Raw genomic sequence first — 13,910 nt, 5'->3', positions numbered from 1 at the left:
ATGCCGGATTCAATGAAAGTGAAGAAAAACAGCGCCTTCTCTCGATAAAGTCGCAGGTCACGAACTGTGGTCCCCGCGCGTGCGGGGGTGGTCCCGCATGCTGACGGCCGGTGCTTGGTCCGGCGTCGTGGTCCCCGCGCGTGCGGGGGTGGTCCCCATCGGCCCTGTTGGATCGTCTACTACCGCGTGTGGTCCCCGCGCGTGCGGGGGTGGTCCCAGTCCGTGAGGGTCGCCGAAGCCAAGGCGAAGGTGGTCCCCGCGCGTGCGGGGGTGGTCCCCGAGGCGCCCCTGTCTTCCGCCAAGTTGAGGGGTGGTCCCCGCGCGTGCGGGGGTGGTCCCGCGGGCTTGATCGCCACGTTCCACAGCCAGACGTGGTCCCCGCGCGTGCGGGGGTGGTCCCCGGAGCCGATCGCCCTTCTCCACGGCGCTGAAGTGGTCCCCGCGCGTGCGGGGGTGGTCCCTTCCGTGCCGAAGTAGTAGCCGGCACGTTCCGGTGGTCCCCGCGCGTGCGGGGGTGGTCCCATCTGCCACCCGAGACCGCCCTGGCGGATGATGTGGTCCCCGCGCGTGCGGGGGTGGTCCCCCGCCTCGCCCCCGTCCGCCCCGCTCCGTACAGTGGTCCCCGCGCGTGCGGGGGTGGTCCCCCACCGATCTCAAAGCGATCACCGCCGGCCCGGTGGTCGCCGCGCGTGCGGGGGTGGTCCCCCCGACCCGTCCAGCGAGGTCTTCACGATCGCGTGGTCCCCGCGCGTGCGGGGGTGGTCCCAGGTACGTGTACGTGTGTTCCGGCATGGCCCCGTGGTCCCCGCGCGTGCGGGGGTGGTCCCGTCGACCGCGTCAACGCGGAGCGGGCGCGGCTGTGGTCCCCGCGCGTGCGGGGGTGGTCCCATCGAGCAGCCCGAAGAAGAGACCGCCGGACCGTGGTCCCCGCGCGTGCGGGGGTGGTCCCTGTCACGAGCCCGAGATGAGTCATCAGGTGTTGTGGTCCCCGCGCGTGCGGGGGTGGTCCCGGTGTGCCCGACATGATCCAGGCCAGGGCAACGTGGTCCCCGCGCGTGCGGGGGTGGCCCCCGTCCTGGAACGCTGGCCCGACATCGCGGCCTGTGGTCCCCGCGCGTGCGGGGGGGTCCTCACTGGGGGGCCTGGGAGCTGACGGCTGAGGCGTGGTCCCCGCGCGTGCGGGGGTGGTCCCCGGGCCTCCAAGGACGCCCACTTGATGGTCGAGTGGTCCCCGCGCGTGCGGGGGTGGTCCCCCTGCGCATCCATCCACCGCAGAGGACGCCTTGTGGACCCTGCACGTGCAGGGGTGGAGTAGAACAACCGCACAAGCCTGCCGGTGAAGGCCGGCTAGCAGCCCCCAGCCCACCAGGAACGGCCGTCGGTTGTCCGGGGCAGGTGCGGGTTCAGCATGCTCATGGTCGGTTCGCCCTGGAAGGACGAACTCGATCGCATTGGCGCGGAGGGCGGCCTGGTCGACGCTGCTCAGTCCCCCGAGTAGTGCGTGGCCCCGGCTTCCCCAGTCGGCTGCGAAACGGCTGCGGCCCGTCCCTCGAAGCGCCGAATGACGGGTCGGGCCGCAGAACCGGGCGGGGGGTGCGGCTCCGGATCAGGGGGCGATCAGGTTGCGGACTGCGTCGCTGACCTCGGGCAGCTCGCTGGGGAGTGCCCACTGGTGGGCGTCGTGCTCGGTGAGGACGACCGGTTCGGTCTTCTCCACGGTCACGGCGAAGTTGAACTGGCGAGTGGTGCCGCCGCGGCTGTTCCTGTAGTCGAAGTGCCCGATGTAGCAGTCGACCTGGTCGACGGTCAGGCCGGTTTCCTCGGCGGTCTCTCGGTGTAGGGCATCCAGGATGGTCTCCCCGGCCTCGACCGTCCCGGAGGGGATCTCCCACAGTCCGCCCATGTAGTCGTCGGGGTTGCGCCGCACGAGCAGGACCCGGCCGTCGCGGCTGATCACGGCAGCGGCGACGAAGCCGGTGATGCCAGCGGCTTCGGCGTCGGCCGCCAGGACGGCCACGAACTCAGGGGAGGTGACAGTCACAGCAGCTCCTTGTGATGGTCGCTGATCTTGATGGCCGCGCGGACGTACTGCTTGGCCAGTTCGAAATCCTGCTCACGATGCCAGACCGGGAGCTTGATCGCGTGCGCATGAGCGTGCTCGGCGACGGGGAAGTCCCCGGCCTTGTAGTGACGGTGGGAGTGCGGGTGGCCGGGGAACAGCGTCGCCGGGTGCTGGTAGAGCGGCAGCTGATTCATCGGGCAGGTGGAGCCGGGCCGGTCGAACTCCGTCGCTCCCTCGGCAACGAGGGCCTCGTGGAAGCGTTCGATGCTCAGGCCGCCGAGCTCGCCAGGGTGGTAGGTGAGCGTCAATCCGTACCAGGACGGGACCACCCCATCGGGCATCGGCGTCACCTCGAAGCCGGGGATGCGGGCGAACTCGGCGGTGAGGTGGTCGGCGATCTCGGCCCGGCCGGCGAGGTAGCCGTCGAGGCGGCCGAGCTGGTCGTGCGCGAGGGCGGCGGCCAGCGGGTGGATGCGGAGCTTGAGACCGGACCCGGTGACCGCGTACTTCGCCAGCGGGTGCTCGGCCGGGATCTCGGACTTGGCCCGCTTGTTGTAGTGGGCGAATGTCAGCAGCCGGTAGTACGTGTCATCGTCGTCGGTGAGGACGAACCCGCCCTCGCCGCCGGACAGCGGCTTGGGGCCGTTGAGGGAGAAAGCACCGGCGAGGCCGAACGTACCGACCTTCCGCCCGCCGTGGGACGCACCGTGAGCGTGCGAGCCGTCCTCCAGCAGGACCAGGTCGTGCGCCTTGGCGATGGACCGCAGGGCGGGCATGGCCGCCGGCCGCCCCCACAAGTGGGTGACCATGATGGCCCGGGTGCGCGGGGTGATCAGCTCCTCGCCCCGGGTCGGGTCGATGTTGCCGTCCGGGCCGGTCTCGCAGAGCACGGGCACCGCACGCAGGTGGAACAGCGGTGAGGCGGTGGCGTGGAAGGTCCAGGCCGGCACGATCACCTCGTCCCCGGCCTCGATCCGAGCGGCCGCGTAGGCGGCGTGCAGGGCAGCGGTGCCGGAGCTGAGGGTGACCGCGTGCCGGACACCGAAGTACTCCTGCAGGGCGTCCTCCAGCTCGGCCACGATGCCGGTCCGGCCGGGGACGGAGATCGCGGTGTCGAGTTGGGCGGCGACCTTGGCGCGGGTGGTGTCGTCGATCGGCGGCCACTCGAAGTGCGGGCCGGTGACGGTCACTTCCGGGTCGCCGCCGAGCAGGGCGAGGGTGGAGGTCACAGCATCTCCTTCGGGTCGATGTAGCGACCGGCTGCCTTGGACTCGTAGCAGGAGGCGATGAAGGCGGCGTGGACGAGGTGCTGTTCGGGGCCGGAGGTGTTGGGGCGTTCGTCGTCCAGGACCCGGCAGAAGTAGTCGATCTGGGCGGTCGATGCGCCGGCGGGCGCGTGCGGCCGGGTGAGCTCCTCCACGACGGTGCCGTTGAGGTCGAGCCGCTGGAGGTGGCCTTTGGTCAGCAGCACCGAGCCACGGGTGCCGACGACGTGCAGTTTCTCGGTCTTCGGCGCCGCCCAGCGCGAGAGCAGGACGGAGCCGTAGAGGTCGGATTCGTAGCCGAGCTGGATGACGGCAGTGTCCTCCGCGTCGTAGCCGGCCTCGGGCAGGGCTGTGGCCGAGAAGTCGGCGATGACGCGGCTGGGCAGGCCGAAGTACCACAGCAGCAGGTCGATGACGTGGTAGCCCATGTCGATGATGCAGCCGCCACCGGCCTGCTTGACGTCCCCCCGCCAGCCGGCGCCGGGGTGGTCGGTGTGGAAGGTGTACCGGCCGTCGATGAGGAACGGGGTGCCGATCTGGTCGAGGAACTGCACCACGCTGGTGTAGATCGGGTTGAACCGCCGCTGGAGGGTGACCATCAGCTCCACCTGCCCGGCCCGGCAGATCGCGGCGAGCTCGCGGGCCTCGGCGGGCGAGGTGGCGAACGGCTTCTCCTTGAGGACATGCACGCCCCGGGCCGAGCACTCTTCGATCACGGCCCGGCCCGCGTGGTGCGGGACCGCGACGATCACGAAGTCCGGACAGACGGTGTCCAGCAGGTCGGCGGCCCGGGTGAAGGCAGGTACCTGGAGGGACTTCTGACGCTCGTGCAGGATGTCGGGGTTGCTGTCGCAGATCGCGACCAGTTCGGCCCTGCCGGAGCCCAGCAGGCCGGGCAGGTGGTCCTCACACGCCTGGTGGCCGAGACCGATGACCGCAGCGCGTCGCTTCATGGGCAGACTCCTTCCGCTTCGTGAAGGAAGTTCTTCGGTGTGTGTCGAGTACAGCCCAACTCGCCGTGACCGAACAGGCATTGTCTGTAGTCCCGGGGTTGTCCCGCCTTCGCCGACAGTAGGCTCGCGGTCACTGTCGATGATGGGATTGGTCCGTGGACGACCCGATCCGGCACCCCCTCGCCTACGCACGCGTACTGCGCGGCTGGTCGCAGGGCGACCTTGTCGCCCGCCTCGACCGGGCCGCCCGCCGCCACGGGCTCCTTTCCGGCGCCGACAAGGCGGCCGTCAGCAGGTGGGAGAACTGGCGCAAGACGCCGAACCTCGACTCCCAGCTCCTGATCGCCGAAGCCTTCGGCGTCAAGGTCTCGGAGATGGAGGCGTACGGCTGGCCCTACTGGCTGCCCGGACGCGACGAACCGCTGCCGCTGGGGTCCGTCTACACCGTTCAAGCCCTCCACGATGCACAGAGAGCCTCCATGGACCGACGCAGTTTCATGACCTACAGCGCCATCTCGATGGCCGGCCTCGCCGCCCGGTGGGCCACGATCGAACCCGAACGCCTCACCTCGGCCCTCGGGGGCAAGCGGGTGGACACCGAACTCGTGGACTGGCTGGAGGACACCAGCACGAAGCTGACGGCGCTGCCCACCGAACAGCGCCAGCACACAGTCCGCCTGATGGACGCTCATCTGGCCACGGTGACCGGGCTGATCGAGGACGGCCGCTACAGCGAGCACACCGGTCGCAGGCTGCACCTGCTGGCGGCCTCGCTCGCCACCACCTGCGGATGGCACCGCTTCGACCAGGGCCGGCACTGGGCGGCCGGGAAGCTGTGGGGTGCAGCCCTGCAGTCCGCGCACGCCGCCGGCGACCGCGACCACGGCGCCGGGGTGCTCTCGGACTTCGCCTACCAGTCGAACTGGCTCGGCGAGCCGAAGGTCTCCGTGGACCAGCTCGGACACGCGCTGTCCGGCATCGAGCACCCCGCCGCCCGGTCCCTGCTGTTCCTCCGCCGGGCCAGGGCCTATGCCGCCCTCGGCGACCGCTCCGCCTGCTACCGCGACCTGTCCGAGGCCGAATCCGCCCTCGCGGTCGAGGCCGCCGCCCCCGCCCCCGACTGGTGCGCGTGGATGAGCCCGGCCGACCTCGCCGTGGACTCCGGCCAGTGCCTCCTGGACCTCGGCCGAACCGACGAGGCCCATGCCCGGATCTCCGAGGGCATGACCCTGCTGCCCCGCGCCAGGGACAAGACACGCGGCATCTTCCTGACCTACCAGGCCAAGGGCTACCTCCAGGCCAATGACGTCGAGCAGGCGCTCGCGGTCACCAGCGAGTCGCTCGACCTGGCCACCCGCATCGGCGCCCCGCGGTGCGTTTCCCTGGTCCGGGAACTCGCGCCGGTCTTCAAGCCCTACCGCCAGGTCGATGGCGTCCCGGAGTTCCTGGAGCGGTTAAAGGCCGGCTGAGCACACCAGCCGGGGAAGGCCGATCGCGGAGTCGTCGCTGGGCCGGTCGGGGCCGCCGCGGCATCGGGGCCATGCCTCTGGTGCCGCCTGCCGGCTGCCGCAGACCGAGCCCGGCGATGCGTCAGACCGTCTCTGCGGGGCGGAGGGGTCCGGCAACTTCGGCTCCGCCCTCTCGGCTTCGCCCTCTCGACTCCGTACTGGCGATGGCCCCCTGGCTGCCCGAGACCGGGGCCGGGGCCGGGGCCGACGGATCGGAGGGGGCGGAGGGGGCGGAGGGGGCGGAGCCGGTGAAGCACCTGCTCGGCCGTCAGGTACTGCTCGTCCACGGCACCAACGACGCCCGCACCGACCCCGAGCTGTCCTTCCGGCTGGCCGAGCGAGCCAAGAAGACCAACCGCGACACCTGCCGCTTCGAGGTCCACTCCGACGGCCACGCACTGCGCCAGCACCGGGCCGAAGTGACCGCCCTGGCCGCGGACTTCGTGTGCGGCTCACTGTTCGGCCGGGCGTACGCCCGCCCGGTCGCCGACGCCCTGGCGGCACCGCCGCCACTGGGACTGCGGATGCCGCTGGCGGCGGGGTTCGGGAAGTCGCTGCGTGGGTGACTGGGCGCTTGGGAGAACAGGGGGCGATGATGCTTATGTCGCGTATGCCGGATTCAATGAAAGTGAAGAAAAACAGCGCCTTCTCTCGATAAAGTCGCAGGTCACGAACTGTGGTCCCCGCGCGTGCGGGGGTGGTCCCTGGACGAGGCGCCACGGAACAGAGAACTTCTCGTGGTCCCCGCGCGTGCGGGGGTGGTCCCGGGATCGGTCGCCTACTGCTCTTGCGGCAGACGTGGTCCCCGCGCGTGCGGGGGTGGTCCCCGTAACTCTGGCGCACACCGAACCCGTCGTGGGTGGTCCCCGCGCGTGCGGGGGTGGTCCCCCCTTCTGCCGGTGTTGTTGGTGCAGGTCAGAGTGGTCCCCGCGCGTGCGGGGGTGGTCCCGTGTGATGAAGGGCACGACGTATGAGGAAACTGTGGTCCCCGCGCGTGCGGGGGTGGTCCCTCCGCAAGGCGGTCCTCGGACTCCCGGTAGTCGTGGTCCCCGCGCGTGCGGGGGTGGTCCCGCGGGCGGCCTGTACCTGCAGAGGGATGGCGAGTGGTCCCCGCGCGTGCGGGGGTGGTCCCAAGAACGCAGTCGTACGGCCACGGCAACTGAAGTGGTCCCCGCGCGTGCGGGGGTGGTCCCGTGTCGGTGGCCTACGCTCCGGTCGAGGACGGGTGGTCCCCGCGCGTGCGGGGGTGGTCCCCCGGTCACCCACGTGATCACGACCAGCTTGGCGTGGTCCCCGCGCGTGCGGGGGTGGTCCCGGTCGGCCTTCCTTGCCCACCCAGCGCACCACGTGGTCCCCGCGCGTGCGGGGGTGGTCCCTCGTTGGCGAGGCTTGGCTACCTGGGCGGGATGTGGTCCCCGCGCGTGCGGGGGTGGTCCCCGCCCCTACCGGGTGAGGGCGGTGATGAGCACGTGGTCCCCGCGCGTGCGGGGGTGGTCCCCCCGGCGCGGCGGCGGCGGGCGACAACTCCGGGTGGTCCCCGCGCGTGCGGGGGTGGTCCCCAGCTGGTTCCCTGGCCACGTAGCGTTCGGGAGTGGTCCCCGCGCGTGCGGGGGTGGTCCCGGACCCGATCCCCGCGCGATCCTGGCGGCCTGGTGGTCCCCGCGCGTGCGGGGGTGGTCCCCGCGTGCGCGCGGTGAAGCCCACGGAAACGAGGTGGTCCCCGCGCGTGCGGGGGTGGTCCCTGGGACAGCGGGACGGACCGCACGAAGGCAGAGTGGTCCCCGCGCGTGCGGGGGTGGTCCCGGATATCGGAGGCGCGGAAGCGCCATCCGTATGTGGTCCCCGCGCGTGCGGGGGTGGTCCCCCCACGCGGACACAGGGGTCGGTGGCTGATCGGTGGTCCCCGCGCGTGCGGGGGTGGTCCCCCGGCAGCGACTGGGGGTCGACCACCCACTAAGTGGTCCCCGCGCGTGCGGGGGTGGTCCCCAGCCCTTGGCCAGGCGGCCGTTCTTGAGACCGTGGTCCCCGCGCGTGCGGGGGTGGTCCCATCACGTACCACGTGGCCGACATGACGGGCACGTGGTCCCCGCGCGTGCGGGGGTGGTCCCGCGTCGAGGGCGAGCCGGCTGCCGCCGGGGATGTGGTCCCCGCGCGTGCGGGGGTGGTCCCCAGTCCATCACTGCCAAGGCGTTGTCATCGTTGTGGTCCCCGCGCGTGCGGGGGTGGTCCCCCGACATCGGCTGCGAGCTGCTGTTTTGCAGGGTGGTCCCCGCGCGTGCGGGGGTGGTCCCCACCCACGTCGCCGCCGGCGCGGTGGTGCCGCGTGGTCCCCGCGCGTGCGGGGGTGGTCCCCGGTCGGGAGTCGGGCCGCCTCGGCGAGCGCCGTGGTCCCCGCGCGTGCGGGGGTGGTCCCTTCGCCACCGCCGAGACCGAGTCTCTGGCCCTGGGGTTCCCGCGCGTGCGGGGGTGGTCCCGCCAAGCTGTTCGCGGTGATGTTCGGCGATCAGTGGTCCCCGCGCGTGCGGGGGTGGCCCCTGTCGCGGGCGCTCTTTTCGGCACTTTCTCTCGTGGTCCCTGCGCGTGCGGGGGTGGTCCCCCGTTGAAGTCGAGCAGGTCACCCAGCTCGGCGTGGTCCCCGCGCGTGCGGGGGTGGTCCTGCCCGGCAGGGGGCGGTGGTGGCTCTGTGTGAGGGGAGTCCGGTCAGTCGGGCAGCAGGTGCCCGCGCCGCGACAGCAGGAAGCGTTTGAAGGCGGCGACCGGTGGGGTGTCGGGGTGGCCGTCCAGCCAGGCGACGCCGATCTCGCGGGCCGCTCTCGGGGCCGTGACGGTGAGTTCGACGACTCCCGGGCGGGCCACCGCGGGTGGTGGGAGGAGGGCCACGCCGAGGCCGGCCGCGACCAGGCCGCGCAGGGTCTCCGCCTCCTCGCCCTCGAAGGCGACGCGGGGGGTGAAGCCCGCCTCGGCGCAGAGGTCGTCGGTGATCCGGCGGAGGCCGTAGCCCGGTTCGAGGGTGACGAACTTTTCGTCGGCGGCCTCCGCGAGGCGGATGCGGCGGCGGGTGGCGAGGCGGTGGTCCTCGGGGACGACGAGGCGCAGGCGCTGTTCGTCCAGGCGGCGGGCGACCAGGTCGGGGGCGTCCGGGACGGGTGAGGTGAGGCAGAGGTCGAGGCCGCCGGCCCGGAGGCGTTCGATCATCGCCTCGCCGTAGTTCTGCACCAGCTGGAAGCGGACCCGGGGGTGGTCGGCGCGGAAGGCGCGGAGCAGGGCGGGGACGGTCTCCGAGCCCATGGTGTGCAGGAAGCCGAAGGCGACCTTGCCGGTGGCCGGGTCGGCGTCGGCGCGTACCGAGTCGGCGGCCTTCTCGACCTCGGCGAGGGCCCGCTCGGCGGAGCCCAGGAAAGTGCGGCCCGCCGGGGTGAGGGAGACGGTGCGGCCCTTGCGGGCGAACAGGGCGACTCCCAGGTCCTGTTCGAGCCTGACCATCGCCCGCGACAGCGTCGACTGCGGGACGCCGAGCTCCTGCGCGGCACGTGTGACGTGCTCGTGGCGGGCCACCGCCTCGAAGTGGGCCAGCCGCGGAGCGAGCACGGCGCGAATGTCTTCTTCGTAACTACTGGGTGACAGCCGGGGCTGTGAGCTGTGTTCATGCGCCATGGGATTGATTATCGCCATTTCGTGCATTGGACGCATGAAACCGGAGAGCCTACTTTCGAAGCATGCCTCCTGCCAGTACCGGGGCGTCCACCCTCACCGTGGCCGCCTCGCCCCAGCCGTCCCCCGCCGCCACCGTCGCCACCGCTCCGGAGCGGCTCGAACCGGGCCGTCCCGGCTACCGCCGGATGAGCTTCGCGCTCTTCGCCGCAGGTGTCGCGACGTTCGCACTTCTCTACTCCACGCAGGCCCTGCTGCCCGCCATCTCCGCCTCCTTCGGCGCCACGGCCGGACAGGCCAGCTGGACGGTCTCCGCGGCGACGGGCGCGCTGGCGCTGTGTGTGCTGCCGATGAGCGCGCTCTCCGAGCGGTTCGGGCGGCGGCAGATGATGACCGCGTCGCTGACGGTCGCCGTGCTGGTCGGGCTGCTCGTCCCGTTCGCCCCCTCGCTGGGCTGGCTGATCGCGCTGCGCGCCGTCCAGGGCGCCGCGCTCGCCGGCCTGCCGGCCTCCGCGATGGCGTATCTGGCGGAGGAAGTGCGGCCGAAGGCGCTGGTCGCGGCGATCGGACTGTTCGTGGCCGGCAACAGCATCGGCGGCATGAGCGGCCGCATCCTCACCGGCTGGATCGCCCAGGCGTGGGGCTGGCGCGCGGCGCTCGGCGCGGTCGGGCTGCTGGCCGTGGCCTGCGCGGTCGTCTTCCACTTCATGATCCCCCGGGCACGGAACTTCACCCCGGGAACGCTCAACCCGAAGGCCCTCGCGAAGACCGTCGGCGGGCACCTCTCCGATCCGCTGCTGCGTCGGCTGTACGCGATCGGCGCGCTGTTCATGACGGTGTTCGGCGCGGTCTACACGGTGATCGGCTACCGGCTCGTCGAGGCGCCGTTCAACCTCCCGCAGGGCATTGTCGGTTCGATCTTCCTCGTCTATCTGGTCGGTACGGTCTCCTCCGCGGCGGCGGGGAAGCTCGTCGCCCGGCTGGGGCGCCGGGGCGCGCTGTACCTGGCCGTCTCCACCACGGCCGCCGGTCTGCTGCTCTCGCTCGCCGACCAGCTGGCCGCCGTGCTCCTCGGCCTGGTCCTGATCACGGCGGGCTTCTTCGCCGGGCACGCGGTCGCCTCCTCGTCCGTGAGCCGCACCGCGACGAAGGGCCGCGCCCAGGCGTCGGCGCTCTACCAGTCCGCGTACTACCTGGGCTCCAGCGCGGGCGGCACGCTGGGCGCTGTCGCCTTCCACGCCGGGGGCTGGGCCGGGACCGTCTCGCTGGGACTGCTCGCGGTCCTCGGCGTCGTCTCGATCACCCTGTACGGCACCCGGGCCGCCCGAGCCGAGCGGCTCCGGCCGATGCCGGTGGCGTCCGTACAGAACTGAGACATACGGCGCACAACCATCCACTCCCCGACGCGCGTCTAGCAGGCGGAATCACCTCACGGCGCGCGAAGGGGAGTTGGCGTACATGAGAGTCGCGGGGAACATACGGGGAGTACGGCTGCGGCGCGGGCTCGCGCTGTCGGTCGCGGGGCTGACCGCGGTACCGGCGCTGGTGCTGGCCACCGGCGGGTCGGCGCAGGCGGCGTCCTGCACGTCGTCCACCGGGCCGTACCAGAAGCAGGTCGAGAAGTATCTGAAGCGGCCGGTGGACGGCAAGCAGTCGGCGGCCGACTGCAAGGCGATCAGGTCGTTCCAGAGCACCTACGGGGTCACCCCCACCATCGGGTACGCGGGTCCGGTCACCTGGCGCACGATGAAGACGCTCACCGCCCAGAAGGCGGCCGGCAAGAACCCGAACAAGGACAAGAAGTGCCCCACCAACAAGGGGCGCATCGCGTGCGTGGACCTGACCCGGCAGCTGAGCTGGATCCAGGACGGCAGCAAGCTGAAGTTCGGGCCGGTGCCGGTGCGGACCGGGCGCAACGGCTACGAGACCCGCACCGGGGCGAAGAAGATCTACTGGCGGCACATCAACCATGTCTCGTCGATCTACCACGTGTCGATGCCGTACTCCCAGTTCTTCGACGGGGGGCAGGCGTTCCACGCGGTGGGCGTGAAGATGTGGAACCCGCCGGGGTCGCACGGCTGCGTCAACATGCGTACCGCCGACGCCAAGTCGTACTGGAAACTGCTGAAGAACGGCGACGACGTATACGTGTACGGGCGCAAGCCCGGAACGTGACCGATCCGGGCGGCTTGGGCACTTCCCGCCCCCGTTGTCAGTGGCCTGCGGTAGCTTCCGGAGTGCCGAAGTGAGCGGTGTCACAGCGCAACAGGGGTGGAGCGATGGGTGATCTGACAGCAACGACGGACATCGACAGCCGTCTGGAGGGACACCGGGTCGAGCTGACCGGTTACTGCTACCGGATGCTCGGCTCGGCCTTCGAGGCGGAGGACGCGGTGCAGGACACGCTGGTGCGTGCCTGGCGCAACTTCGACAAGTTCGAGGGCCGTTCCTCGCTGCGTTCCTGGCTGTACCGCATCGCCACCAACGTCTGCCTGGACATGCTGAACGCGGGCAACAAGCGGGCCCGTCCGGTCGATCTGACGGGCCCGACGCCGCTCGCCCAGGCGGCGCTCAACCCCCTGCCGGAGAACACCTGGCTGGAGCCGATGCCGGACGGCCGCATCCTGCCGACGGTGGCCGACCCGGCGGAGGCCGCCGTGGCGCGGGAGTCGGTGCGCCTGGCGTTCGTCGCCGCGCTCCAGCATCTGCCGCCCAAGCAGCGCGCCGTGCTGATCCTGCGCGAGGTGCTGGCCTGGAAGGCGAGCGAGGTCGCCGAGCTGCTCGACACCTCGGTCGCCTCGGTCAACAGCGCCCTCCAGCGGGCGCGGGCCACCCTCACCGAACACGAGGGCAAGGAGGCCGACGCCGCGAATCCGCTCGACGAGGAGCAGCGCAAGCTGCTCGAACGGTACGTGGCGGCCTTCGAGGGCTACGACATGGCGGCGCTGACCGCGCTGCTCCATGAGGACGCCGTGATGACCATGCCGCCGTTCGACCTCTGGCTCCAGGGGCACGACGACATCACCGGCTTCATGCTCTCCATCGGCGCGGGCTGTGCGGGCTCCCGCCTGGTGGCGACCTCGGCGAACGGCACCCCGGCGTTCGCGCACTACAAGCCGAATCCGGACGGGCCCGGGTTCGTGCCGTGGGCGGTGCAGGTCATCGACATCTCGGACGGGGCGATCACCGGGATGCACTGCTTCCTCGACACGCCGCGCTGGTTCCCGCTCTTCGGCCTGCCGGATCACCTCGACGACGACGCGGCGGTGTGAGACCGGGCATGAAGCGCGGCATACGGAACGGGCTGGTGGCCGGCTGGGTGGTGCTGGCGGCCGGTGGCTGGGGACTCACCCAGTGGATGGGCGAGCCCTCCGCCACCGACGGTCCGGCGCCCGGGGCGGCCCGGACCCCCGGGCCCGGCGCTGAGCCGGGGCCGCAGCCCGAGTCCGACTGCGACGACCTCATCAGCGCCGCGTCCCGGCGCCCCACCGCCACCGCGGCCCCGCTCCTCAAGGCGTCGGCGGCCCCGGCCGACGGCGGGACCGTCCGGTTCCGGCAAGTGGTCTGCGCCGAGGCCGGGCTCGCGGACTGAGCGGGGCGGGGGCTGAGCGGGGCGGAGGCGGGGCTGCACAAGGCGAAGGCTGAGCGGGGCGGGGGCTGAGGGTTGCGCGGGGCGGAGGCTGAGCGGGGCGGCTCGTACGCTCAGCCCCCGCCCCGGTCCCCGCCCTCCCCCACCCCGGTCCCCGTGCCCGTCCCCACCCCGGCCCCCGTGCCCGTCCCCACCCCGGCCCCCGTGCCCGTCCCCGCCCCGGTCCCCGTGCCCGTCCCCGCCTCGGTCCCCACCCCGGCCCCCGGCCCCGCCCCGCACTCCAGGCCCACCACATCGGCCAGCCCGACCAGGTCCAGCAGGCTCCGCAGCTCGGGGGGCACATTGCGCAGCCGCAGCCTCCGGCCGCCCGCCCGGCGTGCGACGAGCCCCAGCCGCGCTATCGCCTCGACCAGGGCCAGATCCGCGCGTACGACCCCGCCCACATCGCAGTCCACCCCGGCACCCGGGTCACGGGCTGCGCCGTCGGGGCCGTACAGCAGCGCCTCCAGCTCGGCACAGAGTCCCGGCACCACGTCCCTGGTGACGCGGCCGGTGACGACGAGAACGATCGGGGTCATGGCTTCCACATCAGGGAGACCGGTCCGGCGGCCGAAACTCATCGCTGCCCCGATCGGCGCTTTCCCCCGGAGGCCGCTGCCCCGGGCACTTCACGCGTCCTCGGACGGACCCGGACCGATGAACTTCCGTCAACTCCCGTTATTTGTGCGGTTCCTGTGAACCCGAGCACTCGATTCCCCCTCTAGGTACATGAACCGGCCGGGGGGGGGGGGGGCGGCGCCCCCCGGCGCGCCCGCCCCGCCGGCGGGGGGCCCGAGTCCGGCGGGGGGGTTGGGGGCGGCACAGTGGAAAAAGGTTGGTTGT

Annotated in this window: 10 protein-coding genes, 1 pseudogene and 2 CRISPR repeat arrays; of the genes and pseudogenes, 6 read left to right on the top strand and 5 right to left on the bottom strand. The window is 72.1% G+C overall.

Annotated elements, in window-relative coordinates; all coding sequences use genetic code 11:
• Positions 1 to 66: 66 nt before the first annotated feature.
• Positions 67 to 1,314: direct repeats of the CRISPR family, unit length 29 nt; unit sequence GTGGTCCCCGCGCGTGCGGGGGTGGTCCC.
• A gap of 292 nt (positions 1,315 to 1,606) precedes the next feature.
• Genes ACFVH0_RS39720 through ACFVH0_RS39710 form a run of 3 tightly spaced genes read right to left on the bottom strand, consistent with a single transcriptional unit; the run spans position 1,607 to position 4,280 of the window.
• On the bottom strand, positions 1,607 to 2,041 hold the full coding sequence (locus ACFVH0_RS39720; RefSeq protein WP_385828302.1) for an NUDIX domain-containing protein: 435 nt from the start codon (positions 2,039 to 2,041) through the stop codon (positions 1,607 to 1,609).
• Complete coding sequence (locus ACFVH0_RS39715) at positions 2,038 to 3,291, bottom strand: DegT/DnrJ/EryC1/StrS family aminotransferase (RefSeq protein ID WP_385828301.1); 1,254 nt, start codon at positions 3,289 to 3,291, stop codon at positions 2,038 to 2,040. Before ACFVH0_RS39715 ends, ACFVH0_RS39720 begins: the two co-directional genes overlap by 4 nt.
• A complete protein-coding gene (locus ACFVH0_RS39710; protein ID WP_385828300.1) occupies positions 3,288 to 4,280 on the bottom strand; it encodes a Gfo/Idh/MocA family protein in 993 nt (330 codons plus the stop codon). The genes ACFVH0_RS39715 and ACFVH0_RS39710 overlap by 4 nt, the downstream gene beginning before the upstream one ends.
• Before the next feature lie 155 nt (positions 4,281 to 4,435).
• Here ACFVH0_RS39710 and ACFVH0_RS39705 point away from each other — a divergent pair, with 155 nt between their 5' ends.
• Together ACFVH0_RS39705 and ACFVH0_RS39700 are read left to right on the top strand one after the other, a co-directional pair.
• Positions 4,436 to 5,749 carry a helix-turn-helix transcriptional regulator gene (locus ACFVH0_RS39705; protein ID WP_385828299.1) on the top strand — a complete coding sequence of 438 codons (1,314 nt, stop codon included), beginning with the start codon at positions 4,436 to 4,438 and terminating at the stop codon, positions 5,747 to 5,749.
• 71 nt (positions 5,750 to 5,820) lie between these two features.
• A complete protein-coding gene (locus tag ACFVH0_RS39700; protein WP_385828298.1) occupies positions 5,821 to 6,354 on the top strand; it encodes a prolyl oligopeptidase family serine peptidase in 534 nt (177 codons plus the stop codon).
• Between the two features lie 110 nt (positions 6,355 to 6,464).
• Positions 6,465 to 8,445: a CRISPR direct-repeat array (repeat unit 29 nt; unit sequence GTGGTCCCCGCGCGTGCGGGGGTGGTCCC).
• A gap of 43 nt (positions 8,446 to 8,488) precedes the next feature.
• On the opposite strand, the gene ACFVH0_RS39695 is transcribed toward ACFVH0_RS39700, so the two are convergent.
• Positions 8,489 to 9,442 (bottom strand): LysR family transcriptional regulator, encoded by a 954-nt coding sequence (locus ACFVH0_RS39695; RefSeq protein WP_385828297.1) that lies wholly within the window; start codon positions 9,440 to 9,442, stop codon positions 8,489 to 8,491.
• Between the two features lie 62 nt (positions 9,443 to 9,504).
• Between ACFVH0_RS39695 and ACFVH0_RS39690 the strand changes: the two genes are divergently transcribed.
• The 4 genes from ACFVH0_RS39690 to ACFVH0_RS39675 all read left to right on the top strand — a co-directional run bounded on the left by ACFVH0_RS39690 (position 9,505) and on the right by ACFVH0_RS39675 (position 13,031).
• Positions 9,505 to 10,812, top strand: a complete 1,308-nt coding sequence (locus ACFVH0_RS39690; RefSeq protein ID WP_385828296.1) for an MFS transporter — start codon at positions 9,505 to 9,507, stop codon at positions 10,810 to 10,812.
• An 85-nt stretch (positions 10,813 to 10,897) separates the two neighbouring features.
• On the top strand, positions 10,898 to 11,614 hold the full coding sequence (locus ACFVH0_RS39685) for a L,D-transpeptidase family protein (RefSeq protein ID WP_385828295.1): 717 nt from the start codon (positions 10,898 to 10,900) through the stop codon (positions 11,612 to 11,614).
• Positions 11,615 to 11,718: 104 nt separating this feature from the next.
• Positions 11,719 to 12,711, top strand: a complete 993-nt coding sequence (locus tag ACFVH0_RS39680; protein ID WP_385828294.1) for a sigma-70 family RNA polymerase sigma factor — start codon at positions 11,719 to 11,721, stop codon at positions 12,709 to 12,711.
• An 8-nt stretch (positions 12,712 to 12,719) separates the two neighbouring features.
• Positions 12,720 to 13,031: a hypothetical protein gene (locus ACFVH0_RS39675; RefSeq protein WP_385828293.1), complete on the top strand. Its 312-nt coding sequence runs from the start codon at positions 12,720 to 12,722 to the stop codon at positions 13,029 to 13,031.
• Positions 13,032 to 13,300: 269 nt separating this feature from the next.
• On the opposite strand, the pseudogene ACFVH0_RS39670 reads toward ACFVH0_RS39675, so the two are convergent.
• Positions 13,301 to 13,648, bottom strand: a pseudogene (locus ACFVH0_RS39670) (STAS domain-containing protein); the annotation flags it as partial.
• Positions 13,649 to 13,910: the final 262 nt, after the last annotated feature.

Origin of the sequence: Streptomyces sp. NPDC127117, assembly GCF_042677325.1 — a bacterium.
Taxonomy (GTDB): Bacteria; Actinomycetota; Actinomycetes; order Streptomycetales; family Streptomycetaceae; genus Streptomyces.
The sequence above is the reverse complement of the archived record's forward strand: the minus strand, read 5'-3'. Positions and strand labels throughout refer to the sequence as shown.

Coding starts and splice junctions, on each gene's coding strand:
- ACFVH0_RS39685 (WP_385828295.1), top strand. CDS start 10,898: ATGAGAGTCGCGGGGAACATACGGGGAGTACGGCTGCGGCGCGGGCTC.
- ACFVH0_RS39700 (WP_385828298.1), top strand. CDS start 5,821: ATGCCTCTGGTGCCGCCTGCCGGCTGCCGCAGACCGAGCCCGGCGATG.
- ACFVH0_RS39690 (WP_385828296.1), top strand. CDS start 9,505: ATGCCTCCTGCCAGTACCGGGGCGTCCACCCTCACCGTGGCCGCCTCG.
- ACFVH0_RS39710 (WP_385828300.1), bottom strand. CDS start 4,280: ATGAAGCGACGCGCTGCGGTCATCGGTCTCGGCCACCAGGCGTGTGAG.
- ACFVH0_RS39675 (WP_385828293.1), top strand. CDS start 12,720: ATGAAGCGCGGCATACGGAACGGGCTGGTGGCCGGCTGGGTGGTGCTG.
- ACFVH0_RS39680 (WP_385828294.1), top strand. CDS start 11,719: ATGGGTGATCTGACAGCAACGACGGACATCGACAGCCGTCTGGAGGGA.
- ACFVH0_RS39695 (WP_385828297.1), bottom strand. CDS start 9,442: ATGGCGCATGAACACAGCTCACAGCCCCGGCTGTCACCCAGTAGTTAC.